We start from the raw sequence: 23972 nt of genomic DNA, 5'->3' as shown, positions 1-23972 counted from the left end.
GATCATGTCATGGCCACCGGGTGCATCGACACATCCGCCACAGGGTGATCGTCAGGGAAGCCGAGCGAGCTCCTCGTCGGTCAGGGAGAGATCGACGGCCTTGAAGGAGTCGAGGATCGTCTCCGAGCGGTGAGATCCCGGGATCGGGACGACGTGATCGCCCTGGGCCAGCTCCCAGGCCAAGATGACCTGGGCCCGACTGACCCCACGCTCATCGGCGACGCGTTGGAAGGCGGTGAATGCGTCCTCCTTGAGGGGACGGCGGTAACCACCCAGCGGGCTCCACGCGACGAATGCCAGACCGAGTTCTCCGCACAACTCCAGCTCGTGCCGTGAGGACAAGAAGCCGGGAGAGAACTGGTTCTGCACGGCCACCAGACGATCTCCGAGAATGCTTTGGGCAAGCTGGATCTGGTCGGTGCTGGCATTCGAGATGCCAGCGGTTCGGGCCAGGCCGTCGTCGAGGATGCCTGCCAGAGTTCTCACCATCTCCTCGTACTCGACCTTCGGGTCAGGACGGTGCAGGTAGAGCAGGTCGATCTGGTCGGTGCGCAGGGCCTCGGCCGAGAGCGTGGCGTCACGGCGCAGTCTCTCCGGGGAACCGTCAACGTCCCAGACGGCCTCTCCGGCATCGTTGAAGCAGCGGTAGTGGCCGACCTTGGTGGCCACCGAGATCGTCGAGCGATCGCCGTGCCAGGATTCCAAGGCGTCGGCCACGAGCTTCTCGCCGTACTGCTCCTCGCCACCGGAGGTGTAGTAGGCCCACGCAGTGTCGATGTGGGTACATCCAGCGTCCAGGACGTCATGGAGGACCTTGATCGCGGTCTCGCGGTCCGGGCGCCCCTCGATCGACAACGGCATCGAGCCATAGGCGATGGCAGAGGCACGGAAGGGTCCGATCGTGCGGTACTTCATGTGTTCAATCCTCCTCGATGGGTGGTCATGTCCATCATGCCCGCGCGGGGGACACCCCGGTTGCGTGGACGGGGCGATAGCCGAAAGGATTCCCCGACAGCTGTGAAAGCAGTCATGGTACACGAGGGCATTGGTGGCGTTGATTGGTCTGTAGGCGGTCGGTGGACAGGCAGTTGCACAGATACATTGAGAAGCTCGATTCCTCAGAGCACGCCAGCCGCGCTGAAGGTGACCACAGCCTCGACCTCACTCGTTGTTCCGTGGCCAGGGCAATCGGGGGGTTCGGCCAGCCACCACAGAATCTTCGAAGGTCACCATATCTTCGAGGGTAACCATCGCGGCGTTGCAACGATGGTCATAATCGGCTCGGGCTGCCAGTTTGGTATCGAGTCATGGTAGCTCAGGAGCCACAGAGACATTCCTGAGCCGCCCCTCCGCCTCCCAGCTCGGCTCGCCTCACTTGCGGGCGTCATGCCCGAAGCGTACGTGAGTAACGCCCGGTCATGTGGCGAAAAGCACAATGTGGGACCAGGTCATAGGCCATGTGGTGCGCATGAGACCCCAGTCCGATGGTCGCATGCGTAGCCCATCGGATTGTCCTCGAGGTACTGCTGATGCTCGGCCTCAGCCAGGAAGAACTCCACGCCGTTGGCCATCGAGATGGTCGTCGTGATCTCCCCGTACCCGGCATTGAGCAGGTTGGCCTGGAAGGACCCCCTGAGGGTGGTGGCCGCCATGAACTGCTCGGTGGTGGTGCACCAGATCGCCGAGCGGTACTGGGTACCGACGTCGTTGCCCTGACGCATCCCCTGGGTGGGGTCGTGGTTCTCCATGAAGAGGGTGAGGATCTCCTCGGTGGAGATTTTGGTCGGGTCGTAGGTGACCCGGACGGTTTCGGCGTGCCCAGTGCGTCCGGTACACACCTCCCGGTAGGTGGGGTTGGGAGTGAAACCGCCCATGTAACCAACGGCGGTTTGCAGCACCCCGTCATTGTTCCAGAACAGCTTCTCGGCTCCCCAGAAACACCCCATGGCCAGGTAAATCGTCTCGGAGCCGGGGAAGGAGCGGTCGAGCCGGTCCCCAGTCACGCGGTGGAAGAACGGCATTTCCAACACTGGGGTTCGGCCTCCGGGCAAGGCGTTGTCGGGTGAGACCATCTCGTTCTTGTTCATGCGTCCCTTTCCTCACGACGTCGACACGGGTGTAACGGACATCGGCTCGGATCAATTCCTGTTATCTCAATGTGTGGTCCATGATCTGATCCCACCTCATCACCATGTGAGACTGGGGGTCAAAGTTCACCGGTGGAAAGGATCAACATGTCTGACCCCGCGCAGCCTGGCGCGACCGTTGCAGGTGACGGAACCACCATTGGAAAGCCCCAGCGGCGTGAGAGTTTCACCGGCCGGGGAGCCTTCCTCATCGCTGCGGTTGGTTCCGCCGTCGGGCTGGGAAATATCTGGAGGTTCCCCTACGTCGCCTACAGCAATGGCGGCGGAGCCTTCATCGTGCCCTATCTGATTGCGCTGCTGACGGCCGGTATCCCGCTGCTCTTCCTCGACTATGCCGTCGGACACAAGTTCCGTGGCTCGCCGCCCATGGCCTTGCGTCGTCTCAACAAGCGCACGGAGGCCATCGGATGGTGGCAGACCCTCATCTGTTGGGTGATCGTCATCTACTACGCCGCCATCATCGCCTGGGCCATTCGCTATGTCGGGTTCTCGGTGACGAAGGCATGGGGGGACGACCCCGAGGGATTCCTCACAGGCAGCTTCCTGCACGTGGCCAGCAACATTGACGTCGAGTTCCACTTCGTGCCCGGAGTCTTCTGGCCGTTGCTGATCCTGTGGCTCGTCGTGTTGGCCATCATGGCCACCGGCGTCGAGAAAGGCATCACCCGCGCCTCGTGGGTCTTCATGCCGATCCTCGCGGTGATGTTCATCGCACTGGTCATCGTCGCCCTCACCCTGGACGGCGCATCGACTGGCCTTGACGCCCTGTTCACCCCGGCGTGGAATGCGTTGGGGAACTACCAGGTGTGGATGGCCGCCTACGGCCAGATCTTCTTCTCCCTGTCAGTGGGATTCGGCATCATGGTGACTTATGCCTCCTACCTCAAGCCGAAGTCTGACCTGACAGGTTCCGGCCTGGTCGTCGGGTTCGCCAACTCCTCGTTCGAAATCCTGGCTGGCCTCGGCGTCTTCGCCGCCCTGGGCTTCATGGCAACCGCCTCCGGCAAGCCGGTGAGCGAGGTTGCTGGCTCGGGAATCGGCCTGGCGTTCATCGCGTTCCCACAGATCATCAGCCAGGCGGGTGCTGTTGGACCGATCATGGGCGTGCTCTTCTTCGTCTCCTTGGTCTTCGCCGGCATCACGTCGATGATCAGCCTGCTGGAGGTCGTCATCGCCGCCTTCCGTGAGAAGACCGGCATGACGCGAGTTGCGGCAACCTGGGTCATCGGTGGCGTGACGGCTGTTGCGTCGATCGTTCTCTTCCCGACGACGACGGGCCTCAACCTGCTCGACGTCACCGACCACTTCATCAACAACATCGGCATCGTCGGTGTCGCTCTGCTGGCCTGCCTCGTCATCACCTGGGCGCTGCGCAAGCTCCCGGTGCTGCGCGACCACCTCAACGAGTACTCCTCGTTCAAGGTCAACAAGGTATGGATGGCCCTGGTCGGCGTCGTCGCCCCACTGGTCCTGCTGGGCCTGTGGATCACTGAGATCGTCACCGTCTCCACCAAGGGTTACGGCGGAATGCCCGGCAACTTCGTCGGACTCTTCGGATGGGGAGTGTCGGTCCTCGTCGTCGTGCTGGCAATCGTGCTGTCCCTCATCCCGTGGCCGAACCGCTCGGCCATTCACCACGAGCTCACTCACGAGGAAGAGCTCGCTCGGGCGAATGCCCAGGCATCTCAGGAAGGAGCGTTGTTATGAGTGGATCTGCCATCGTCATGATGATCATCGCGATGCTCACGGTGTGGGGCGGGTTGGCTGCATCAGCCGTCTCCCTGTTCCGCCATCCCGAGCAAGACTGACACCCCGCCGGCGTGAGGGGCCGGCCCGATCAGTGGGAGGAAAGATCCCAGTCGATCGGGTCGGCTCCTTGCCGTACCAGCAAGTCGTTGGTACGGCTGAAAGGTCGAGACCCGAAGAAGCCGTATCGGGCCGACATGGGGGAGGGGTGTGACGACTTGATGATCGGGACCTTGTCCAACATGGGTTCCAAGGATTGCGCGTCGCGTCCCCACAAAATGGCCACCAGCGGACCACCACGCGCCGCCAAGGCCTCGATGGCGGTCTGGGTGACCTCCTCCCACCCCTTACCGCGATGCGAGGCGGGCCGGCCCGGCTGGACGGTGAGGCACCTGTTGAGGAGCAACACTCCCTGCTCGAACCAGCCGGTGAGATCGCCATGCTCGCAAGGGTCAATTCCCAGGTCGGACTGCAATTCAGCGTAGATGTTCTGCAGCGACCGTGGCAACGGACGCACGTCGCGCTCCACCGAGAAACTCAGGCCGACGGGGTGGCCAGGTGTCGGGTAGGGGTCCTGACCGACGATGAGTACTCGAACATTCGCCATGGGACGGGAAAAAGCGCGCAGGATGCGATCCCCGTGAGGCAGGAAACCTCGTCCGGCAGCTGTCTCGGCGCGTAGGAAGTTCCCCATCTCATGGATGCGTGGTTCCACCTGCGTCAACGCCTCTGCCCAGTCGGGGGCGACCAATGCGGCAAGGGGACGGGCTACCACGGTGACCTCCAGATGGATCATACGGTTGACGTGCCAGACGCTACACTGCGTAGACGCGTTCCGGGGCCACGACCCGTCTCACAATTCCGGAAGGATGCCATGAAGCTATTCGGCTCGGGCAAGAAGGCCCCAGACCCGACACGAGTTTCCCCGTGTGCCGGCGCTGAGGGGGAGACGATTGAGACCGCTGTCGGTCAGGAGGTGGCCGTGCCAGTTTCTCAGTCCGTCACGGCGACGGGCACCCCGGCCGAAGACATTCCCAACGGTGTACGTACCGCCGCTGGATGGTGCTGGCGTCTCATGGTCATCGCGGTCTTCATCTATGGGCTTTACCAGGTGCTTCACGCTGCGTCCGAGGTGTCAGTGCCCGTCGCGGTGGCCCTGATGCTGACGGCAGCCATGTGGCCGCTGGCGAACTGGTTGTCGCACCATCACATCCACCGAGGCATTGCCTCGGGGATCTGCCTGCTGCTGCTCATCATCCTGGTCGGCGGCGTGTTTACCCTCGTCGGCGCCCAGATTGCGATGCAGTGGCGGGAATTGGGCAATCAGGCGGTTGCGAGCTTCAAGCAGGCCCTGGCATGGCTGGCCGACAGCCCCCTGCACACCGACAAGGCCCAGCTCAATGACCTCGTGCACAAGGCCGAGACCGCCATGGCTGGATCCCAGGGACGTATCGCCTCGGCTGCGGCTGCCGCCGGAACCCAGATCGGCCGTTTCGCAGCGGGACTCGTCATGGCCCTCTTCGCCACCTTCTTCTTCGTGTACGAGGGAGACACCCTGGCTGAGAAGACGGCTGTTCTCATTCCGCGTGAGCATCGCGTCAAGATCCTCGATGCAGCCAAGCGTGGCTGGGTCGCCCTGGTGGCCTACGTGCGAGCCGCCGTCATCGTTGCTTTCGTGGACGGCCTGGGAGCCGGCATTGGAGCGGCCATCATCGGTTCATCGATGTCGGTTGCGATTGGTGCCCTGACCTTCATCCTCGCCTTCGTACCGATTGTCGGTGCGCTGACGGCCGGCGTCGTCGCGGTCGGTGTGGTACTGGTGACCCTGGGCTTCTTCAAGGCCGTCATCATGCTGATCGTCTTCGTTGCCGTCATGCAGATCGAGGGACACGTCCTGCAGCCTTTCCTGCTGGGCAAGGCAGTCTCGATCCACCCGCTCATCGTGCTGGTCGGTATCGCGGTCGGCGCCATCATCTCTGGGATCGTGGGTGCCCTGTTCGCCATCCCGATCGTTGCCTTCGGCGTGGCCTTCATCAAAGCGCTGAGCCCCGAGACCCCGGAAGATGAGGTCCCGCCACGCCCGGACGACCTCGCTGCCGAACACACGTGAGTTGGGCTCCCCCGTAAAGTTGATGTCATGAGCGCTGATATCACCGCCATCCTCGAGGACCTTGTTGCCGGGAGGATTGACACCGCCGAGGCCAACCGCCGTATCGCGGCTGCTGGAGGACAGGAGAAGCCCGCATCTGGGAGCACCAGCGGCCCCGACGAAGGCACCGGGCCCCGTCGCGGGGCGTCCGAAGACGAGACTTTCGCAGATGACAAGGGCCCCCTGGGCGGTTTCACCATTCCTCCGGAGGCCAAGGAGGGGCTTCGCTCCGCCTGGCGCATGGTTTCTGGGGTGGCAGAGAGCGTCGGTGAGACAGTCGCCTCGACGATGTCGCCAGGACCGCGTCGCGCCAGTGGCGAGAGCGAACCACAGAAGAACGTTGACGTCGCGACCGATCTGGACCGTGTCCGTCTGAACTGCACCGGACGTCGCATCCGTCTTGTCGGGGACCGCTCGGTCTCCGGTCTGCAGATCGAGGGCAAGCACACCCGCCGGCGGATCGGACGCGTCGTCGAGGTCGGTATTGAAGGTCACCTCGCCCCTGACCTGGGCGTCCTCAAGAGGTTCCGACTCCCGGCTGACATGGACGGGGTCAAGGATCTCGGTCTGGGACGGGAGGTGACGGTCCGGGTGCATCCCGATCTACCCGTTGACATCGAGCTGTCGGGCGGCTCGGTGCATGCCACTGGCGTGCAGCACCTCGGGCGGGTGCGCGTCACGGCTGGCGTCACCGAGATCGACGGCGTCCATCGGTTGGAGGACGGTCTCTTCCAGGCTGGAAGCGGCACCATCACCGGATGCATCGACAGTGGCCGTTCCCAGATCCGCGTCGAGTCGGGCAATCTACTGGTCAAGCTGGCCGGAGGGTCCAACGTCTCGGTTCGTGGCAAGGCCCAGACCGGCATGATCTCCTGGCCTGAGGGCGGAGATGTCGACGAGTACGTCATGGGTTCCGGAGCCGCCCGTCTTGACCTCACCTGCCTGGTCGGACGGATCGCGGTCCGCGCTATGTGAGCCCGTAACAAAGCACAATGAGGGCGGGGCGCCATGGCACCCCGCCCTCATGACGTCTGTGGACGTGTGTCACTCCTGGAACGGCTCGACATCAAGGATCGTCACCTTGATCGTCTTGCCGTTGGGAGCCTTGTACTCGGTTGATTCTCCCTTGGAATGACCCAGAACGGCGCCGCCGAGGGGGGACTGCGGGGAGTAGACGGAGATGTTGACGGAATCGTCGAGTCCCATCACCTGCCGCGATCCCAGCAGGAAGGTGTCAGTGTCGGACTCGTCGTCGAAGTAGCAGACGGTCACCTTGGAACCGGGCACGACCTCGTCCGGAGAGGACGGGGCTTCGCCCACCTCGGCGTTACGCAGCATCTGCTCCAACTGACGGATGCGGGCCTCGGCCTGTCCCTGCTCCTCCCGGGCAGCGTGGTAGCCGCCGTTCTCGGAAAGGTCGCCTTCGGAACGGGCGTCGGCAATCTTGGTGGAAATGATGGTGCGGCCCTCACCCTTGAGGTACTCGAGCTCTTGAGTGAGCTTGTCGAAGGCCTCTTGGGTCAGCCACACAGTGTCTTGGGACTCAAGCATTAATACATCTTACCGCGTGTGTCACCTCAATGGGCCCGCACTTGTCCAGCTCAGCGGTGAGGGCAGGCGAGAAGGCCGTGATGGGGGTGTGGATCGTCTCGTCCTTTGACGAGTCTGCCGGGAACGTCACCGGCATCTTCCCGACGCGCACGTGGTCAGCGCCGGAGGCGGCCAGCACCAGGATGAGGATCACCCACGGGGCGCGACGCTGTGTGGGGTAGCGGCGTGCGATGCGGTCGTGGTCCTCGTCGTTGAGGACGTGATCCTGGCTGCTGGTTGGGCCGACACGTGGGCTGTCGTGTCCCAGGGCCCACTTGGCCGGGAACGGGATTGTACTCGTAGGCTGACGACCATGCCCAACCACCTCGGCGAGTCCACCAGCCCGTATCTGCTCCAACACGCCGCGAACCCCGTCGACTGGTTCCCCTGGGGAGAGGAAGCGTTCGCCGAGGCACGCCGTCGCGACGTTCCAGTCATGGTCTCGGTGGGGTACTCGAGTTGCCACTGGTGCCACGTGATGGCCTTCGAGTCCTTCTCCGATCCGGACGCGGCTGAGGTCGTCAACGCCAATGTCGTCGCCATCAAGGTTGATCGCGAGGAGCGCCCCGAGGTTGACGCCGCGCTGATGCAGGTTACCCTGGCGATGACTGGCCAGGGTGGCTGGCCCAACACCGTCTTCCTGACTCCTGACGGCAAGCCTTTCTTCGCCGGTACCTATTTCCCGCCGGTGCGCCGGGGAGGTCAGCCTGCCTTCGTGGAACTCGTTGAGGCCCTCGGCGGTGCGTGGCGGGAGCGTCGCGACGAAGTGGTGTCCTCGGCCGACGCCATTGTCGAGCACCTGCGTCCCATCGAGAAGGCTCCTGACACCCCACGACCGATTGCCGGTGAGCTCATTGACGCCGTGGGAGCGGACTACGACATCGTGCACGGCGGGTTCGGTGGGCCGACGAAGTTCCCGAACGCCACCCTGCTGGATGCGCTGCTGGTCAAGGGAGATCCGACCAGCCTCGACATGGCGCAGAACACGTGTGAGCACTTGGTGCGCGGTGGCATCTTCGACCAGGTCGGTGGCGGATTCCACCGTTACTCCACGGATTCCCAGTGGGTGGTGCCCCACTTCGAGAAGATGCTCTACGACAACGCCCTGCTGTTGGGGACGATGGCTCGCTGCTGGCGCCGTACCGCTGACCACGACCCGGATCGTCGCGACCTGTACTCCCACGCCGCTCGTCGCACCGTGTCTTGGCTCAACCGGGAGATGCGGCTGCCGAACGGCCTGTACGCCGCAGGACTCGACGCCGACTCCGACGCCGCCGGCCACACTCGCGAAGGGATCTACTACCTCTGGAGCCAGGATCTCGTCACGGACGTCCTGGGGGCCGAGGAGGCCGAGTGGCTGCGTCCGCTGGTGCACCTGGAGCCCTTCGACGAGAACGGTCTGGGCACCCTTCAGCTGCGCGGACGGGTTGAGTGGGAGCGCATCAACGCTGACATGGACACTCTGCTGGAGGCTCGCGATCGGCGTAGTGCTCCTGCTCGCGACGAGAAGGCCATCACGGCGTGGAACGCCATGCTCGTCGACGGATTCGTCGAGGCCGGAATGATCCTGCGCGAGTGGTCCTGGGTGTCGCAGGCTCGCGATCTGGCCGAGGCGCTGTGGACATCCCACTGGCATGACGGCGACCTGTTGCGCACCTCCTTCCACGATCGTCCTGGACCGTCGGCAGTCTGCGAGGACTACGCGTGGGTTGGTCTGTCCTTTGCCAGTCTGGCTGGTGCGACGGGGAAGTCGGTGTGGCTTGACCGCGCGGTCGAGGCGCTTGACCAGGCCGTGACGCGGTTCGGTGCTCCCGATGGCAGCTTCGTGGACGCGGAGGGCTTGGATCTGCTGACGGTGACCGCTCACACCCTGACCGACGATGCCAGCCCCAGCGCGACGGCCGTCATGATGATGGCCCTGCGCCGGGTGGGCCTCATGGCTGAGCGTGACGACTTCGTCAGCCGTGCGGAAGAGGCTTCCGCTGCCCTGCTGCCGGTGGTGGCGTCCGCTCCTCGCTTTGCTGGATGGGCACTGGCCGACTTCCTCATCGCCGATGAGGCCCGTCGTGGTCTCAAGCCGGCTGGTGTCGTCATCGCCGACACTCAGGAGGAGCCCACGGATCTGGCCGTTGCGGCGTGGCGCATGGCCCCGGCTGGGTCGGCCATCATACGTCGAGTTGGTGAGGAGTCCGGGTTCGGTACCTGGTTCGAGGATCGGGTTCCGCGCGATGGTCAGCCGACCTGCTGGGTGTGCCGTGGCACGGTGTGCCTCGAGCCGGTGACCGATTACCTGGAGCTCAAGGAACCGCTCTGGCGGCGGGTTTGAGATCGTGCACCTGGCGGGTCAGCGACCGTAGCGCCGCTCCCGCTGGGTGAAGGAGCGGAGTGCCCGCAGGAAGTCGACCTTGCGGAAGTCGGGCCACAAGGCCTCGCAGAAGTAGAATTCGGAGTGGGCACTCTGCCACATGAGGAAGCCTGACAGTCGCTGCTCACCCGAGGTGCGAATGATGAGATCAGGATCGGGCTGACCGCGGGTGTAGAGGTGGTCCTCGATCTGGTCGATCTCGAGGGTTTTCGCGAGCTCGGCCAGACTGGTGCCCTTCGCGGCTTCCTCGGCAAGCAGCGAGCGGACGGCGTCGCGCAGCTCGTGACGACCGCCGTAGGCCACTGCGACGTTGATGTGCATGCCGACATGGTCCGCCGAGTTGCGACCGGCGCGACAGAGGGACTCGGCCATGTCGGCGGGAAGCAGATCGAGGTCCCCGACGGCCTGGACCCGCCAGCGTGGATTCTCTGCCAGGGAGTCGACGAGGGATCCGATGACCTTGAGAAGTGGTCCAAGCTCGCCCGTCTCCGCGCGCTGCAGGTTGTCGGTCGACAGAACCCACAGCGTGATGATCGGGATACCGACGGCGTCGCACCAGGCACAGAACTCCCGGAGGCGATCCGCGCCCGCCTCATAACCGGCCACCAACGGTTGTCCCGGCGCGTTGAGGCGAGCCCACCGTCGGTTGCCGTCGGCCAGCACGGCGACGTGCTGGGGCAGACGGCTGCGATCGAGCTGGTCGAGCAGTCGAGCTTCATAGGTGGTGTAGAGCAGTCCGGACGGGTGCATGCGGTCGAGGGTCTCACTGACCTTCGACAGACGGTGGTCCAGGCTGCTCATGGGTCCAGATTAGTCAATGCTTGGTGCAAGCGATCAGCACCTCACGCCGTGAGGCACAGATCGAGTCGTGGGCTGACCTCGTTGGCAGGGTAGGGTGGAGGTGGAACCTACCGAACCGTAGGTTTGTTGAGAAGAGGGGAGACTCGTCGGATATGTCGCCTCAAGGCAGTAGTGACGAGAGTCGTGGCACCGTGCTCCCCAAACCGAGGATGCGTGGATGGGTCCACACCGTCATGGCACCGCTGATCCTGTTTGCCGGAGTCGGTCTCATGATCGCCACGCCGACCTGGGGGAACCGGTTCGCCGTCGCGATCTGGATGCTCACCGGTTTGGAACTGTTCGGAAATTCGGCGATCTATCACCGGGTGCCGTGGGGCGAGACGATCAAGGACGTCCTGCGGCGCATCGACCACGCCAATATCGCGGTCTTCATTGCTGGTACGTACACCCCGTTGGCCGTTTCGCTGACGGCGGGCGCCTCCCGGGTGATCCTGTTGTCGATCATCTGGGCATGCGCCCTGCTCGGAGTGGCCTTCCGGTTCGTGTGGAACGGCGTTCCCAGATGGGCGTCGACGATCCTTTACGTCGTCATGGGATGGACGGCGTTGTGGTGGTTGCCGCAGTTCTGGCGTGTGGGAGGGCCGGCGGTGGTCATTCTGATCCTCATCGGAGGGGTGTTCTACACGGTCGGTGCAGTCGCGTATGCCCGTCAGAAGCCCAATCCGTCACCAACGTGGTTCGGGTTCCACGAGGTCTTCCACACGTGCACCGCGGTGGCTGCGATCTGTCATGCGGTTGCCATTGGTCTTGCTGTCATCTGACCGTCTGATGAATTCTGGGTGGATGGCCGGACCATCTGCTTCGGTGCCACCGATCGGGCTCTAGGTTTGATGCCAGAGGGGCCGCTTCCGACGCCTCGACGACGTTGCCTTCCTCGATGCGACCTCTCACGTCACGGGAGGTTTTCGTGTCCGTCCGTCCAGAAGGCTCCGAGCGAGCCCACAGCCCGATCCCGGAGGCACCTGAGGGGAGGCGGACCTACGTCATCGACACCTCGGTGCTGCTGTCCGATCCTCGCGCCCTGCTCAACTTTGCCGAGCACGAAGTGGTGGTGCCGATCGTCGTCATCACCGAGCTGGAGGGCAAACGTCATCACCCGGAATTGGGACATTTCGCCCGCGCGGCGTTGCGTATCCTCGACAAGTTGCGACTCGACAACGGCGGCCTCGTCGGTCCGGTGCCGGTCAATGACGAGGGAGGCGAGCTGTTCGTCGAGCTCAACCACTCCGACCCGAATTGCCTGCCGGATGGCTTCCGTCTCGGTGACAACGACACTCGGATTCTGGCGGTTGCCCAGAATTACAGACTGGCCGGGCATTCTGTCGTCCTGGTGACGAAAGACTTGCCGCTGCGCGTCAAAGCCTCGGCGATTGGTGTGGAGGCCGAGGAATACCGGCACGAACTTGTCCCGGACAGCGGATGGAAGGGGATGGCCACTCTTGAGGTTCCCGATGAGATGATCTCGACCCTCTACGAGGACGGGCACGTCGTTGACGCGATCTTTGACGAGATCCCGGTGCACGCCGGACTCGTGCTCGAGGGGCCAAATGGCAGTGCTCTGGCCCGTAGAATGCCTGACGCCTCGGCTCGGCTCATCCCCAATGATCAGGAGGCCTTCGGGATTCGTGGCCGCTCGGCCGAGCAGCGGGTCGCCCTCGACATGCTGCTCGATCCGCAGGTCGGCATCGTCTCCATGGGAGGACGAGCTGGTACCGGAAAGTCGGCGCTGGCTCTGTGTGCTGGCCTTGAGGCGGTGCTGGAGCGTCAACTCCACAAGAAGGTCATGGTCTTCCGGCCGCTGTACGCCGTCGGTGGCCAGGATCTGGGCTATCTACCCGGTGACGAGGGAGAGAAGATGGCCCCGTGGGGTCAGGCGGTCCTCGACACCCTCACCAGCGTGACGAACAGCTACGTCATCGAAGAGGTCATGTCGCGTGGCATGGTGGAGATCCTACCGCTGACGCACATTCGCGGACGTTCTCTCCATGACGCCTTCGTCATCGTCGATGAGGCTCAGTCCCTGGAGCGCAACGTGCTGCTGACGGTGCTCTCGCGAATCGGGCAGAACTCTCGGGTGGTACTCACCCACGACGTCGCGCAGCGAGACAACCTTCGGGTGGGTCGCTATGACGGTGTGGCAGCTGTCATTGAGCGGTTGCGCGGACACGATCTGTTCGGCCACGTCACCCTCACCAGGTCGGAGCGTTCGCCCATTGCCGCACTGGTGACCAACATCATGGAGGACATGGTCGGTTGATCAGCTGAGACGGCGCCGCGTGGCGCATCTGTAACGATTCGGGGGCGGTCGCTTCCTCGGAGGTCGTCGTTGTCGCCGATGCCAACTTGGGCTCTCACTGCCGACGCGGGGATGCTGAAGACGTCCTGACCGTCGTGGGTGCCCAGTCAGCCCTGGGAGTCCTCGGCCTCGGAACGTGCCGCCTCAATGCGGGCGCGCGCCCCATCGAGCCAGGTCTGACAGATGTCGGCGAGCGCTTCGCCGCGTTCCCACAGCTTCATGGTCTCGGCCAGGGAGATGCCGCCGGACTCCAGCCGGGTGACGATGCCGACCAGCTCGTCGCGGGCGGCCTCGTACGGGATCTCGGGCTCTTCGGAGGTGGGTTTCTCGGGTGTCGACTCGGACTTCTTCTCGCTCATGAATCCTCCTGGGACGGTGGTCGGTTCGGGGTACGTCGGTCAAGGGAATCGACGGTGACGCCGAGGGTCCCGTCGGACAGGTAGACCGACAGATTCGCCCCCGGATCGGTGTCATCGACGGAGGCGATGGAGTCGCCCTCGGAGTCGGCAAGAATGGCGTAGCCGCGATCCAAGGTGGCCTTGGGGGACATCGCTCGTACCTGCTCCAGCATGTGGTTGACCTCGCGGCCCTCGGAGTCCAGGGCACGGTTGGTTGCCAGGCGAAGACGCTGGAGGGCCGAGGCGAGTTTCTCGGCAGCGACGTCAAGGGTGGCTGTGGGATTGATCATCACCGGGCGGGAACGTATCTGAGCGAGGCGAACAACCTCAATGTCGACAAACCTCGTGACGGTTTGGCGAAGCCGAGTTCTGGCCGTCTCGATACCCTGGGCTTCCTCAGCGACGTCCGGGACGATGAGCTTTCCGGCATCGGTCGGAGTGGAAGCTCGTAGATCGGCGACGAGGTCGAGGATGGGGTTGTCACGTTCATGGCCGATGGCCGAGACGACCGGGGTTCTGGTGGCGTAGACCGCTCGGACGAGGGCTTCGTCGCTGAAGGGGAGGAGGTCCTCAAGGGATCCGCCACCACGTGCGATGACGATGACGTCGACGGTGGGGTCTGCGTCGAGCTCAGCCAAGGCCGCAATGATCTGCTGGGCAGCCATGAACCCCTGAACCAGGGTGTTGCGCACCACGAATCGGGCAGCAGGCCACCGCAGGGTGGCATGACGCTGAACGTCACGCTCGGCGTCGGAACCAGCTCCCGTGATGAGGCCGATTCCGCGCGGCAGTACCGGGATGGCCTTGTGAAGGGTGCCGTCGAAGAGTCCCTCGGCCTCCAACAGACGTTTGCGCCTCTCCAACTGGGCCAGCAGCTGCCCCTCGCCGGTGGGAGTGATCTCGGAGACCTCGAAGGAGAGCCGACCACTACGCGACCAGACCGTCGGGCGGATGAGGGCGGTGACCGTCATCCCTGACTCGATTGGCCCCGCAGCATCGAGGACGCGACGGTGGCAGGTTGCGCTGGCCGAGATCTCCTCGGTCGGGTCGCGCAGGGTGAGGAACTGGGTCGGGCCCGAACGGCGGGTGACCTCGATGACCTGGGCTTGCACCCAAATCGCCCCGCAGCGCTCCACCCACACCTTGACGGCGTTGACGACCCACGCCAAGGAGCGGGGATTGTCAGCGGTGTTCAGCTCTGCCATGGGCGACACGCTATCCGAGGATGACGACAGTCTGCAGGAAGTGGCTTGGGCGCGAGGTATCCTCCGGGCCCGGCGTCATCGCATCCTCGATAGGCGAATTCGAGGAGATTCGCCAGATGATGGCGTACCCGTAGACTCGGAGCCATGGCTGTTTCGGGGGCTGACACTGACAAGAGGCTGTTTCTCGCCGCACCGCGCGGTTACTGCGCTGGCGTTGATCGCGCGGTCGTGACCGTCGAGAAGGCGTTGGAGGCCTACGGTGCGCCGGTGTACGTGCGCAAGCAGATCGTGCACAACCGTCACGTCGTGGAGACCCTGGAGGAGCGCGGTGCCATCTTCGTCGACGAGCTCGACGAGGTGCCCGATGACGCCTTGGTGGTCTTCTCGGCCCACGGCGTCTCCCCCCAAGTCAAGAACGAAGCGGCCAATCGTGGTCTGCGGACCATTGATGCCACCTGCCCGCTGGTGACGAAGGTGCATCACGAGGCCAAGAGGTTCGCCAACGACGACACCCAGATCCTGCTCATCGGCCACGCCGGCCACGAGGAGGTCGAGGGGACGACGGGTGAGGCTCCCGAGAACATCACTCTTGTGCAGACCCCCGAGGACGTCGATGGTCTGCAGCTGGACCCTGATCGTCCGGTGGCGTGGCTGTCCCAGACGACCCTGAGCGTTGACGAGACGGTGGAGACCGTCGACCGGATCCGTCAGCTGCACCCCCAGCTCATCGATCCGCCGTCCGACGACATCTGCTACGCCACCCAGAACCGTCAGCATGCCGTCAAGCAGATGGCTCCCAAGTGCGACCTCGTCATCGTGGTGGGGTCGAAGAACTCGTCGAACACCGGCCGCCTGGTCGAGGTCGCCCTCGAGTCGGGGGCCAAGGCGTCCTACCGCGTCGACAATGCCGGTGAGATCGAGGAGTCCTGGCTCGACGGGGTCGACAGCATCGGTGTCACCTCGGGTGCGTCGGTGCCGGAGACCCTCGTCCAGGGTGTGCTCGACCTGCTCACCTCGAAGGGTTGGCCGCAGGCCGAGGAGGAGACCCTCATCGAGGAGTCACTGTCCTTCGCCCTGCCTCCGCAGCTGCGTAAGCGTCGCACGGCCGCCAACTGAGGTAGGGGAGTCGTCCTCGCCCTGATGCTCCGTCAGTTCCGGCGCTGTGAGGGGGCGTGCTGTCTCCTCGATCGGCGCAGGTGAGGAAATGTCCTCGTCGGTGACCCCGAGATCCTCGAACCGCCGGGCCTGGACGAGAACCCTTGTCTCCATGCCACCCAACAGGGTGTTGTATGCGCGCACCGTCGAGTTGAGGGATCGTCCCATCTTGTCGAGATTTCCGGCCAGGGTGCCGAGCCTCTTGTGCAGGTCGCGTCCCAGCGCGGCGACCTCCGCCGCGGACTGTGTGACGGCTTCCTGACGCCATGCCAGGGCGACCGTTCTCAGCATCGGGATGAGAACTGACGGGCTGGCGAGCACGATTCCACGACGGTTGGCGTACTCGTGCAGATCAGGCATTTCCTGCAGGGCGGCCTGGAGGAAGGCATCGGACGGCAGGAAGCACACCACGAATTCCGGGGAGTCCAGGTCTGTGCGCCAGTACCCCTTGGCCGACAACTGGTCGATGTGGGTTCGCACGTGGCGGGCGAACCGCGCCATCTGGGCGTCGTACTCCTCGGGATCCTCGCACTCGGCGGCGTCGAGGAAGGCCGCCAATGGAGTTTTGGCGTCGATGTGGATGCACCGATCACCCGAGAGCCTCACCGTCATGTCGGGACGCTGAGGAGTGCCCTGGGCGGTCGTTGTCTGCTGGGTCTGAAAATCGCAGTGTTCCAGCATTCCGGCCACCTCGGCGGTGCGCTGCAACTGCATCTCGCCCCAGGCGCCGCGCACCTGCGGTTTGCGTAGGGCGGTGACGAGGCTGGCGGTCTCCTTGCGCAGGTTCTCCCCGGCGTTGCTCACCCCGGCGACCTGCTCGCGGAGACTCGCCGTCATGGCTGTGCGTTCTTGTTCCACCTCGGCCAGCCGCCGGTCCAGCCGTTCCAAGGCAAGGGAGACGGGGGCGAGCAGGCGTTGGGCGTCACTCATCGTCCGTTGCGCCGCCCGGGTGGAGCGTTCGTCCTGATCGGCCATGGATTGGGCGGACAGCGCCCGGAACTGTGTGGCCAGGGCGTCACGGTCGGCGGTGACCTTCTCGGCAGCCTCCAGACGCTCGGTGGCAACCTGCGCCGTCGTGGTGGCTTCAGCGACCCGCTGGGAGGCCCTCAACTGGGCGATGAGCCAACCGATACCCACTCCGATGGCCAGACCGATGACCAGACCAATGAGCCCGACAACGATGTTCGTCATGGCACGAGGGTCGCAGCCGCCTCCGACATGGTTGACGACGGTCGTGTTCCACCGTGGAGAACAACGGATGATGGTTGAATGGTCGCCATGGTTGACACCGCGACTTCGGATCACATCCGCGACATCATCTCCTTCGTGGAGGCGTCTCCCACGTCGTATCATGCGGCCGCCGAGCTGGCGCGACGGCTTGACGGGGCCGGGTTCCAGAAGCTTGAGGAGACCGAGTCGTGGTCGTCGGTCGAGGGACGTTGCTACGTGGTCCGTGACGGAGCGGTCATTGCCTGGGTCACCCCGGAGAAGGTCACTGACAAGGTTGGCGTCAGGATCGTCGGCTCCCACACCGACTCCCCGTCCTTCAAGCTCAAGCCGAATGCCACCGTCACCAATCAGGACTGGCAGCAGGTCGGCATGGAGGTCTACGGCGGTGGTCTGCTGAGCTCCTGGCTCGACCGCGACCTCGGCCTGTCCGGCCGTCTCGTCACCAAGGATGGCCAGGTGCATCTCGTGCGCACCGGCCCGATCCTGCGCATCAGCCAGTTGGCCCCGCACCTGGACCGCACCGTCAACGACGACCTCACGTTGGATCGTCAGCGTCACCTCATGCCGATCCTGTCGGTGGGTCGCCCCGACCTCGACGTCGAGGACCTGCTGTGTGAGGAGGCCGGCATCAAGCGTTCCAACCTCGCCTTCCACGACATCTTCGCCCACCTGACCCAGTCCCCGGCCGTCATCGGGCCTTACGGGGAGTTTCTGGCCAGCCAGCGCATGGACAACCTGTCCTCGGTGCATTCCTCGGTGGCCGCCTTCGTCGATGTCACGCCCACTGATGACGTGGCGCTCATGGCGTGTTTCGATCATGAGGAGGTCGGCTCGTCGACTCGATCCGGCGCCTGTGGGCCCTTCCTCGAGGACGTCCTGGTGCGGATTGCTGAGGGTCTTGGCATGACGGGCGCGGCTTACCGGGCGATGATCGCGAGGTCGTCGTGCGTGTCCTCGGATGCCGGCCACGGCGTGCATCCCAATTACGTCGAGAAGTTCGATCCGGCCAACCATCCGCTGCTCAACGAGGGTCCGCTGCTCAAGATCAATGCCAACCAGCGGTACGCCACTGATGGTGTCGGCGGGGCGCTGTGGAAGCGTGCTTGTGCGACGGCCGGGGTGCCGACCCAGGAGTTCGTGTCGAACAATTCGGTGCCGTGTGGCTCGACGATTGGGCCGCTGACGGCGACGAGGCTCGGCATGCTGACGGTTGACGTCGGCGTTCCGCTGATGTCGATGCACTCCACCCGCGAGCTCGCCGGCGTCAAGGACCTGGAGTACATCACGGCTGCCCTGGCGGCATACTGGCAGGGAGCCTGAGGCCGGCGGTGTCGCCGTCGCCCTTGTCGCAGGCGGCGACTACCATGACTCGACGTGGCACTTACGATTGGAATCGTCGGTCTTCCCAACGCCGGCAAGTCGACCCTGTTCAACGCGCTGACCAAGAATGACGTCCTGGCGGCGAACTATCCCTTTGCGACCATTGAGCCGAATGTCGGCGTGGTCGGGGTTCCGGACAAGCGTCTGGACGTGCTGACGGAGATGTTCCACTCCGCCAAGACCATTCCCGCGACGGTGTCCTTCGTCGACATCGCTGGAATCGTCAAGGGCGCCAGCAAGGGCGAGGGGATGGGTAACGAGTTCCTCTCCAACATTCGTGAGGCCGACGCCATCTGCCAGGTGACGAGGTGTTTCGACGACGACGACGTCACCCACGTCAATGGTCACGTGGATCCTTCCGACGACATCGAGACCATCACCACCGAGCTGGTGCTTGCCGACCTGCAGACGATGGAGAAGCAGCTGCCCAAGCTGCAGAAAGAAGCCGCGATTAAGAAGGAGTCGCGCCCCAAGGCCGAGGCGTGGGAGCAGGCCAAGAAGGTGCTCGAGGAAGGCAGGACGATCTTCTCGGCTGGGCTTGATCCCGAGCCGCTGCACGATCTGTTCCTGTTGACGACAAAGCCCTTCATCTACGTCTTCAACTGCGATCAGGATCAGCTGGGTGACGCCGATTTCCAGGCCAAGATGGAGGAGCTGGTTGCTCCCGCTGAGGCGATCTTCCTGGACGCCGAGTTCGAGGCCGAGCTGGCCGAGATGGAGCCTGAGGATGCCGCCGAGTTCCTCGCCGACGCCGGTATCGAGGAGCCCGGTCTGGACAAGCTCGCCCGTGTCGGTTTCGACACCCTCGGTCTGCAGACCTTCCTGACTGCTGGGGACAAGGAGTCCCGAGCATGGACGATCCGCAAGGGCGACACTGCTCCCGAGGCTGCCGGCGTCATCCACACCGACTTTCAGAAGGGGTTCATCAAGGCCCAGGTGATGTCCTTCGACGACCTCGTCGAGTTCGGTGGAGAGAAGGAGGCCCAGGCCGCTGGAAAGTTGCGTCTGGAAGGCAAGGACTACGTCATGCAGGACGGTGACGTGGTCGAGTTTAGATTCAACGTCTGATAGCGGGCCTCAGTCGGCCCACTGCCTAGAATCATTCTCGCCTCTTGAGGGCCCGTTTTCTGGTCGTGCGTCGTCCCTCCGGGGGTAAGAACCTTCGCTCGCGTGTGAGCGCGAAGCCAGAGGTTCACGTTGTTAAATCAGGGTTGACCGCTCGTTTACTCCGGCTCCCTTCCCCGGAGACACCCCACCGGCATTGACCCGACGTCACTCATCGACTTCGGGCATCTACCCGAAACCTTCGTCGTTGGGGAGTTGCGCAAGCAGGCCTCCTGGTTGGAGGAGCCTGTCACGTTCGGGCACTGGCGCACGAGTGGTTCGTACGAATGGACTGGATGTTAGAGCATGGAACAATGATTGTTCCATGCATATTGGGACGCTAGTTGCCCTCTTAGTTGTCTGTGTAGTTGTCCGGATCGCGATGACGAAGTTGAAAGCTGCGTTCGCTCGTGACCACCTTCGAAGCCTCGCGGCCACGAAAGAGATCAGCATTGTGTCTGCGGCACTCGCCGTAGCGACCATGGTTATCGCTCCGAGGTCTGTGTTGGCGGTCTATCCCGTGGCGCTCATTGCTATGAGCACGGCGTATGTAACGTGCAGACTCCTCCAGGGAGCCGAGCGCCAGGGCTCCACAACAGTGCGCGCGTACGTGCGATATCGCTGCGATAGGACATGGCAAGAGACAAAGTCCAAGGCCAAACGGTTCTTCACACTTGCCGCGCCTTGCGGGTGGCGGGAAGTTCATATCACGGCCGACAGCTTCGACAATGTTGTCTCTATTCCCACAATGATCTGGATCGTAGGGGTGATATACATCGCAATCGTTGTTGTCGTATTAGTCGGGATTTTTGTGAGTATCACTGGTGTGAATGATGGCATCGTATCGGCGGTGCTCTCTGCTGCAATCAGCTACAACATGTTGGTGATCAGCTGTCTTCTCACCGTCTCAGCATTCATCTGCATCGCGCTCTTATCCCTCCTCCGGCGGATCAAATTCCTGCAGTTGCGTTTGGGAGTCGGCTCGTGTGTGCGTCGCATCGCCACATGGATTGGATACGGTGGAGCAGTCGGTGCCGTTATGGCCTCGCTCGTGCCTCTCGCGAGGCTTGTAATGCCGATCCTCACACAGCCGGCAAAGAGCGCCGCAGTACTTAACACGATCACGCCACGCTCGATGCTGGATTATCCTGCCGCCGGGGCTGTCGCAGGCTATGCGTTCGGTCTTATCGTCGCGATAGCGTCCTTGTTTCCAAATTCCACGAACAGTTGGCTTCGGCGCGTCCTATGTCCAGGACTGTTCGTCGTGGTTCTCGTCGGATTGAGCCATTTTTTGGGCGGCCCCCGTGGGCTCCTGCGACCAGTTATTGACGCCGCCGCTCTGCGATCTGGGGTCAGCCAGACATTCTGCACCAGCGCCGCACCGACGGATATCGCTTCGGGAAGTATTGACGCGAAGGCATGGGTTATCACGGCGATGGACCAATGCGGCGGCGGACTTCTCATCTCGACCACAGCCATTGGATGGATCGTTGGCGTAACAGCTCTCTTGGTCGGCGTCAGCCTGTTCGTCAGCGACATTTGCGGTCGGGCACCTGGGGCGCGTGGCATCAGTTCGGGAAATCGGCGACGGCAATCTCAACCTCGTCTTCCTGTTAAAAGATGAAGACGGGTGGGGTCTTTACATCAAGCTAGCGCTGCCATACGTCCGGATGACGGGCGAGGGGCGGCCTATGACTCCCGACCGGGCACGCCATGAGGTCGAATCTCTCCAGACACATGGGGCCTTGGTTCCCGATCTGGTACCCAAGGTCTACTTCTATGATCCTATGCGCTACATCTTTTGTCATCGAAGATATGTTCGATCACGAAGTATGGCGCGGGGCGCTCAACAAGTCCGAGGCCCACGATGGAGTAGCTGCAGAGGTCGGGCTCCATATAAATCTCTGCCCGCTCGGTCTGGTGGTTCGTGTCAGTGGAACGATCTGCACCACATTGGGTCTGCTGCGTAGCACATCGTCATTGATTCTTGTGGGTAATCACGGCTCGGATTTAAGGCGGCTGACGATAACGTGTGGGTATGGGGTCGATGGAAGTAACCGTCGCCGCCACGGAGCGTGAGGTGCATGAGGCGGCTGTTGCGTTGTGGCCGTTCGTGCAGTCGGGGCAGGTCGGTTTTCCTCTGGCCGGGAAGAAGTCGCGCGAGGGTGTGGAGCTCGCATCCAGAACGCGAAGGTGACGAGTTGTACATCGTTCGGTGCGGTCCTGTGATCATGGGGGCGTGTGGCTTCTTTCTGTCCGATGCGAAGAACGCTCAGACGGTGTGCGGCCCTGTCGCCGTCAACAGTCACGAGGCGGTGTATGCGCAGCTCCTCGCCAACATGCAGGAGCGACACCCACTCGCCTCGATCATTGTGGGGATCTCCCACCGTCATGTAACAGCGCGTGCTTGGTTGAAAAGTGCGGGAGAGCTGTTGGAACACTGTCTCCCGTTTGAGGGGATCAATCTGGCCGGTTCCCCAGAGGCGCACGTCTTTGCTGATGATGAGCAGGACGAGTTCGCGCGACTCTTCGACCGATTGACTGGTCACGGCTTCTGGTGGCGCGCCGATCGTATTCGGGCGCATTGGGGAGAGTGGATCTGCGTCACGGGAGGGGATGGCCAGCCGGTGTTGGCGGCGTCGGCTCTGGATGATGCGACCCTGCGTGCCATGCTCTCGACCTGGATCTCTACGGCTACCACCCGTGGGTACTCAGACTTCGTCTATTTCGCAGATCTTTCAGAGCGCGAGGTGGTTGAGTCCTTGGGGTTCTCGTGTGACGACGAGTATCTGGCCTTTCGCGTGCCCGCCTGTAAGTGAAGCGGGACTGGTCGGCCCTGCTCAACTCATGCCGACGGGCTCGATGGTTGTCGAGTTTAGGTTCAATGTGTAGTTGTCATGGCAGAGGCATGACCGAGTTTCCCGGACACTGATTCTGAGGCGATAATGGCCTCAGGAAAGGAGTCCGGGCTGCCTGTTGGTAAGCCGCCGGAGTTCCGGTGTCGTGAGCTGACCGACAACGCCATGCCACCGGTCCCAGGCATGGCGCGACACCTGAGACGAGTTAATGGATTAAGGGGATCAGGATACTAGGCTGAGGGCCGTGAGTGGTGACCCTTCCGGCTCGCCCAGAGCCGTCGACTGGACGCCGTCCAAGGCCCAGTGGGCCTGGATCAACTTGGTCGGTGTGGCTCTCACCGTGTTGGGATTCGTCGGTCACTTTGCAGCGTGGGCTCTGTCGCGCAGTGCCTCAGGAGGCCGCTTCGGACTGACCGATGTGGTCGTGGTTATCGCGGTCACCGTCGTCCTTATTGTTGTCCACGAGCTTGGTCACGGGCTGGCATTGCTCACCCTTGGGCATCGACCGACTTTCGGGGTGGCGCGTGTCGGCCGGGTTGTCGTGGGTTTGACGACGACCGCGCTCGGGGTTCGGACGTCCCGGCGTGCGTTCGATTACGTCGCCCTGGCCCCACTCGTACTGCTCACCTCGGCGACTCTTTCTTGGGCCGCCTACGGGCCGATGGGCGGGGCAGCGGTCGTGCCGGGGGCGATTCACCTGGGCGGGTGTGTCGGGGACCTCGCCCTCGTCGCCCGCGCGTCGCGGACACCGCAGGGCAGCTTCATTGAGGACCGTCAGACCGGGATTCGTATTCATCCGCCGGAGAACACTGCCGCCCGCGGGCATCGTGATTGAGTTGACGTTTCACCGGAAGCTTCCGGCTCAGCGTGGCTTCCGCCGGGGCCGAATGCATGGGAGCCGGAGCAGTCAAGACTGCCCGTAAGGTTCAGGGCACAGGTCTCAAGAGCGGACAAGACAAAGTGCTATACACTACCAAGTATTTACAGTTCTAGCCTCAAGCAACATAGTTAGCGCATAAAGGGAAGAGATTTATGGTGCACCCAAGGAAGTACGATGGTCGCTCTTGGCCTATGTATGACATGTGCGCTGTCCCTGGAGTGTTGCAACGAGGGCACTTGCGGATGGAATGGAGGCCAGGTCAACACATTCAGATCGTTTGTCTAGCCCCTTGCTCTCAGCTGCATACGAAGCAGGAATAGATGTCGATGGGGCTCGGATTGAATCACACGATGGATATACCATGGTATCAGAGGATGGATCTTGGATAATCGGTCCTTCTGGTAATCCAAAACAATCGTCCATATCGTCCAATAGATCATCATTTGATGCGGGAATATGTACGGGAAAGTTTCATACCGTTATGGTTATCAAGAATCGGCTTGAGTGGGGTGCGCAGACAAGCTGCGTTTCGACGGCGAGTCCAAATGACTTTTATAGACACTCTCTTCATATTGAGCTTCGCCAACAAGACGAGGGGCAGTTTCTTT

22 protein-coding genes are annotated in these 23972 nt (G+C 63.0%); 13 read left to right on the top strand and 9 right to left on the bottom strand.

Annotated elements, in window-relative coordinates; all coding sequences use genetic code 11:
• Positions 1 to 51 precede the first annotated feature (51 nt).
• Positions 52 to 915: an aldo/keto reductase gene (locus tag ACSJJT_RS11910; protein WP_435918483.1), complete on the bottom strand. Its 864-nt coding sequence runs from the start codon at positions 913 to 915 to the stop codon at positions 52 to 54.
• Positions 916 to 1448: 533 nt separating this feature from the next.
• Positions 1449 to 2087 (bottom strand): peptide-methionine (S)-S-oxide reductase MsrA, encoded by a 639-nt coding sequence (gene msrA / locus ACSJJT_RS11905; protein WP_435918482.1) that lies wholly within the window; start codon positions 2085 to 2087, stop codon positions 1449 to 1451.
• A gap of 147 nt (positions 2088 to 2234) precedes the next feature.
• On the opposite strand from msrA, the gene ACSJJT_RS11900 reads away from it, so the two are divergent.
• Together ACSJJT_RS11900 and ACSJJT_RS11895 are read left to right on the top strand one after the other, a co-directional pair.
• Positions 2235 to 3854: a sodium-dependent transporter gene (locus tag ACSJJT_RS11900; RefSeq protein WP_435918481.1), complete on the top strand. Its 1620-nt coding sequence runs from the start codon at positions 2235 to 2237 to the stop codon at positions 3852 to 3854.
• Complete coding sequence (locus tag ACSJJT_RS11895; protein ID WP_435918480.1) at positions 3851 to 3955, top strand: methionine/alanine import family NSS transporter small subunit; 105 nt, start codon at positions 3851 to 3853, stop codon at positions 3953 to 3955. Before ACSJJT_RS11900 ends, ACSJJT_RS11895 begins: the two co-directional genes overlap by 4 nt.
• A 29-nt stretch (positions 3956 to 3984) precedes the next feature.
• Here the strand turns inward: ACSJJT_RS11895 and ACSJJT_RS11890 are convergent, their stop codons facing one another.
• Positions 3985 to 4689, bottom strand: coding sequence for a uracil-DNA glycosylase (locus ACSJJT_RS11890; protein WP_435918479.1), 705 nt, complete (start codon positions 4687 to 4689; stop codon positions 3985 to 3987).
• A gap of 78 nt (positions 4690 to 4767) precedes the next feature.
• Here ACSJJT_RS11890 and ACSJJT_RS11885 point away from each other — a divergent pair, with 78 nt between their 5' ends.
• On the top strand, positions 4768 to 6003 hold the full coding sequence (locus ACSJJT_RS11885; protein WP_435918478.1) for an AI-2E family transporter: 1236 nt from the start codon (positions 4768 to 4770) through the stop codon (positions 6001 to 6003).
• A 27-nt stretch (positions 6004 to 6030) separates the two neighbouring features.
• Entirely contained in the window at positions 6031 to 7017 is a 987-nt protein-coding gene (locus tag ACSJJT_RS11880) for a hypothetical protein (protein WP_435918477.1), read from the top strand.
• Positions 7018 to 7086: 69 nt separating this feature from the next.
• Here the strand turns inward: ACSJJT_RS11880 and greA are convergent, their stop codons facing one another.
• Both greA and ACSJJT_RS11870 read right to left on the bottom strand, forming a co-directional pair.
• A complete protein-coding gene (greA, locus tag ACSJJT_RS11875; protein ID WP_435918476.1) occupies positions 7087 to 7593 on the bottom strand; it encodes a transcription elongation factor GreA in 507 nt (168 codons plus the stop codon).
• Positions 7586 to 7900 (bottom strand): hypothetical protein, encoded by a 315-nt coding sequence (locus tag ACSJJT_RS11870; RefSeq protein WP_435918491.1) that lies wholly within the window; start codon positions 7898 to 7900, stop codon positions 7586 to 7588. Before ACSJJT_RS11870 ends, greA begins: the two co-directional genes overlap by 8 nt.
• Before the next feature lie 45 nt (positions 7901 to 7945).
• On the opposite strand from ACSJJT_RS11870, the gene ACSJJT_RS11865 reads away from it, so the two are divergent.
• Positions 7946 to 9958: a thioredoxin domain-containing protein gene (locus ACSJJT_RS11865; protein ID WP_435918475.1), complete on the top strand. Its 2013-nt coding sequence runs from the start codon at positions 7946 to 7948 to the stop codon at positions 9956 to 9958.
• An 18-nt stretch (positions 9959 to 9976) separates the two neighbouring features.
• Here the strand turns inward: ACSJJT_RS11865 and uppS are convergent, their stop codons facing one another.
• Positions 9977 to 10798 carry a polyprenyl diphosphate synthase gene (gene uppS, locus ACSJJT_RS11860; protein ID WP_435918474.1) on the bottom strand — a complete coding sequence of 274 codons (822 nt, stop codon included), beginning with the start codon at positions 10796 to 10798 and terminating at the stop codon, positions 9977 to 9979.
• Between the two features lie 152 nt (positions 10799 to 10950).
• On the opposite strand from uppS, the gene trhA reads away from it, so the two are divergent.
• Together trhA and phoH2 are read left to right on the top strand one after the other, a co-directional pair.
• Positions 10951 to 11619, top strand: coding sequence for a PAQR family membrane homeostasis protein TrhA (trhA, locus tag ACSJJT_RS11855; protein ID WP_435918473.1), 669 nt, complete (start codon positions 10951 to 10953; stop codon positions 11617 to 11619).
• A gap of 116 nt (positions 11620 to 11735) precedes the next feature.
• The gene (phoH2, locus tag ACSJJT_RS11850; RefSeq protein WP_435918472.1) at positions 11736 to 13115 is read left to right on the top strand and encodes an RNA 5'-3' helicase PhoH2; all 1380 of its coding nucleotides are present in this window, start codon (positions 11736 to 11738) and stop codon (positions 13113 to 13115) included.
• 146 nt (positions 13116 to 13261) lie between these two features.
• Here phoH2 and ACSJJT_RS11845 read toward each other — a convergent pair whose 3' ends face one another.
• Both ACSJJT_RS11845 and xseA read right to left on the bottom strand, forming a co-directional pair.
• The gene (locus ACSJJT_RS11845; RefSeq protein WP_435918471.1) at positions 13262 to 13513 is read right to left on the bottom strand and encodes an exodeoxyribonuclease VII small subunit; all 252 of its coding nucleotides are present in this window, start codon (positions 13511 to 13513) and stop codon (positions 13262 to 13264) included.
• Positions 13510 to 14757, bottom strand: coding sequence for an exodeoxyribonuclease VII large subunit (gene xseA, locus ACSJJT_RS11840; RefSeq protein WP_435918470.1), 1248 nt, complete (start codon positions 14755 to 14757; stop codon positions 13510 to 13512). Before xseA ends, ACSJJT_RS11845 begins: the two co-directional genes overlap by 4 nt.
• A 144-nt stretch (positions 14758 to 14901) precedes the next feature.
• On the opposite strand from xseA, the gene ACSJJT_RS11835 reads away from it, so the two are divergent.
• A complete protein-coding gene (locus ACSJJT_RS11835) occupies positions 14902 to 15873 on the top strand; it encodes a 4-hydroxy-3-methylbut-2-enyl diphosphate reductase (protein WP_435918469.1) in 972 nt (323 codons plus the stop codon).
• Here the strand turns inward: ACSJJT_RS11835 and ACSJJT_RS11830 are convergent.
• Positions 15817 to 17103 (bottom strand): DNA recombination protein RmuC, encoded by a 1287-nt coding sequence (locus ACSJJT_RS11830; protein WP_435918468.1) that lies wholly within the window; start codon positions 17101 to 17103, stop codon positions 15817 to 15819. The two genes, ACSJJT_RS11835 and ACSJJT_RS11830, sit on opposite strands and share 57 nt — an antisense overlap.
• 78 nt (positions 17104 to 17181) lie before the next feature.
• Here ACSJJT_RS11830 and ACSJJT_RS11825 point away from each other — a divergent pair, with 78 nt between their 5' ends.
• From ACSJJT_RS11825 to ACSJJT_RS11805, 5 genes are all read left to right on the top strand, one after another.
• Positions 17182 to 18462: a M18 family aminopeptidase gene (locus tag ACSJJT_RS11825; protein ID WP_435918467.1), complete on the top strand. Its 1281-nt coding sequence runs from the start codon at positions 17182 to 17184 to the stop codon at positions 18460 to 18462.
• Positions 18463 to 18516: 54 nt separating this feature from the next.
• A complete protein-coding gene (gene ychF / locus ACSJJT_RS11820) occupies positions 18517 to 19590 on the top strand; it encodes a redox-regulated ATPase YchF (RefSeq protein WP_435918466.1) in 1074 nt (357 codons plus the stop codon).
• 418 nt (positions 19591 to 20008) lie between these two features.
• Positions 20009 to 21250 (top strand): hypothetical protein, encoded by a 1242-nt coding sequence (locus tag ACSJJT_RS11815; RefSeq protein ID WP_435918465.1) that lies wholly within the window; start codon positions 20009 to 20011, stop codon positions 21248 to 21250.
• Between the two features lie 808 nt (positions 21251 to 22058).
• A complete protein-coding gene (locus ACSJJT_RS11810) occupies positions 22059 to 22445 on the top strand; it encodes a hypothetical protein (protein WP_435918464.1) in 387 nt (128 codons plus the stop codon).
• Positions 22446 to 22728: 283 nt separating this feature from the next.
• Positions 22729 to 23319 (top strand): DUF3267 domain-containing protein, encoded by a 591-nt coding sequence (locus tag ACSJJT_RS11805; RefSeq protein ID WP_435918463.1) that lies wholly within the window; start codon positions 22729 to 22731, stop codon positions 23317 to 23319.
• The last annotated feature ends 653 nt before the right edge of the window (positions 23320 to 23972 follow it).

This window comes from Cutibacterium nasicola (genome assembly GCF_051303185.1).
Classification (GTDB): domain Bacteria; phylum Actinomycetota; class Actinomycetes; order Propionibacteriales; family Propionibacteriaceae; genus Cutibacterium.
This window is presented reverse-complemented; position numbering and strand designations above follow the sequence as displayed.

What these genes read in the sequence shown, in the direction of transcription:
- ACSJJT_RS11845 (WP_435918471.1), bottom strand. Translation starts at nt 13,513, where the DNA reads ATGAGCGAGAAGAAGTCCGAGTCGACACCCGAGAAACCCACCTCCGAA.
- ACSJJT_RS11830 (WP_435918468.1), bottom strand. Translation starts at nt 17,103, where the DNA reads ATGACGAACATCGTTGTCGGGCTCATTGGTCTGGTCATCGGTCTGGCC.
- phoH2 (WP_435918472.1), top strand. Translation starts at nt 11,736, where the DNA reads ATGCGACCTCTCACGTCACGGGAGGTTTTCGTGTCCGTCCGTCCAGAA.
- ACSJJT_RS11880 (WP_435918477.1), top strand. Translation starts at nt 6,031, where the DNA reads ATGAGCGCTGATATCACCGCCATCCTCGAGGACCTTGTTGCCGGGAGG.
- msrA (WP_435918482.1), bottom strand. Translation starts at nt 2,087, where the DNA reads ATGAACAAGAACGAGATGGTCTCACCCGACAACGCCTTGCCCGGAGGC.
- ACSJJT_RS11885 (WP_435918478.1), top strand. Translation starts at nt 4,768, where the DNA reads ATGAAGCTATTCGGCTCGGGCAAGAAGGCCCCAGACCCGACACGAGTT.
- ACSJJT_RS11825 (WP_435918467.1), top strand. Translation starts at nt 17,182, where the DNA reads ATGGTCGCCATGGTTGACACCGCGACTTCGGATCACATCCGCGACATC.
- ACSJJT_RS11895 (WP_435918480.1), top strand. Translation starts at nt 3,851, where the DNA reads ATGAGTGGATCTGCCATCGTCATGATGATCATCGCGATGCTCACGGTG.
- ACSJJT_RS11835 (WP_435918469.1), top strand. Translation starts at nt 14,902, where the DNA reads ATGGCTGTTTCGGGGGCTGACACTGACAAGAGGCTGTTTCTCGCCGCA.
- ACSJJT_RS11865 (WP_435918475.1), top strand. Translation starts at nt 7,946, where the DNA reads ATGCCCAACCACCTCGGCGAGTCCACCAGCCCGTATCTGCTCCAACAC.
- greA (WP_435918476.1), bottom strand. Translation starts at nt 7,593, where the DNA reads ATGCTTGAGTCCCAAGACACTGTGTGGCTGACCCAAGAGGCCTTCGAC.
- ACSJJT_RS11815 (WP_435918465.1), top strand. Translation starts at nt 20,009, where the DNA reads ATGACGAAGTTGAAAGCTGCGTTCGCTCGTGACCACCTTCGAAGCCTC.
- trhA (WP_435918473.1), top strand. Translation starts at nt 10,951, where the DNA reads ATGTCGCCTCAAGGCAGTAGTGACGAGAGTCGTGGCACCGTGCTCCCC.
- ACSJJT_RS11900 (WP_435918481.1), top strand. Translation starts at nt 2,235, where the DNA reads ATGTCTGACCCCGCGCAGCCTGGCGCGACCGTTGCAGGTGACGGAACC.
- xseA (WP_435918470.1), bottom strand. Translation starts at nt 14,757, where the DNA reads ATGGCAGAGCTGAACACCGCTGACAATCCCCGCTCCTTGGCGTGGGTC.
- ACSJJT_RS11890 (WP_435918479.1), bottom strand. Translation starts at nt 4,689, where the DNA reads ATGATCCATCTGGAGGTCACCGTGGTAGCCCGTCCCCTTGCCGCATTG.
- uppS (WP_435918474.1), bottom strand. Translation starts at nt 10,798, where the DNA reads ATGAGCAGCCTGGACCACCGTCTGTCGAAGGTCAGTGAGACCCTCGAC.
- ACSJJT_RS11910 (WP_435918483.1), bottom strand. Translation starts at nt 915, where the DNA reads ATGAAGTACCGCACGATCGGACCCTTCCGTGCCTCTGCCATCGCCTAT.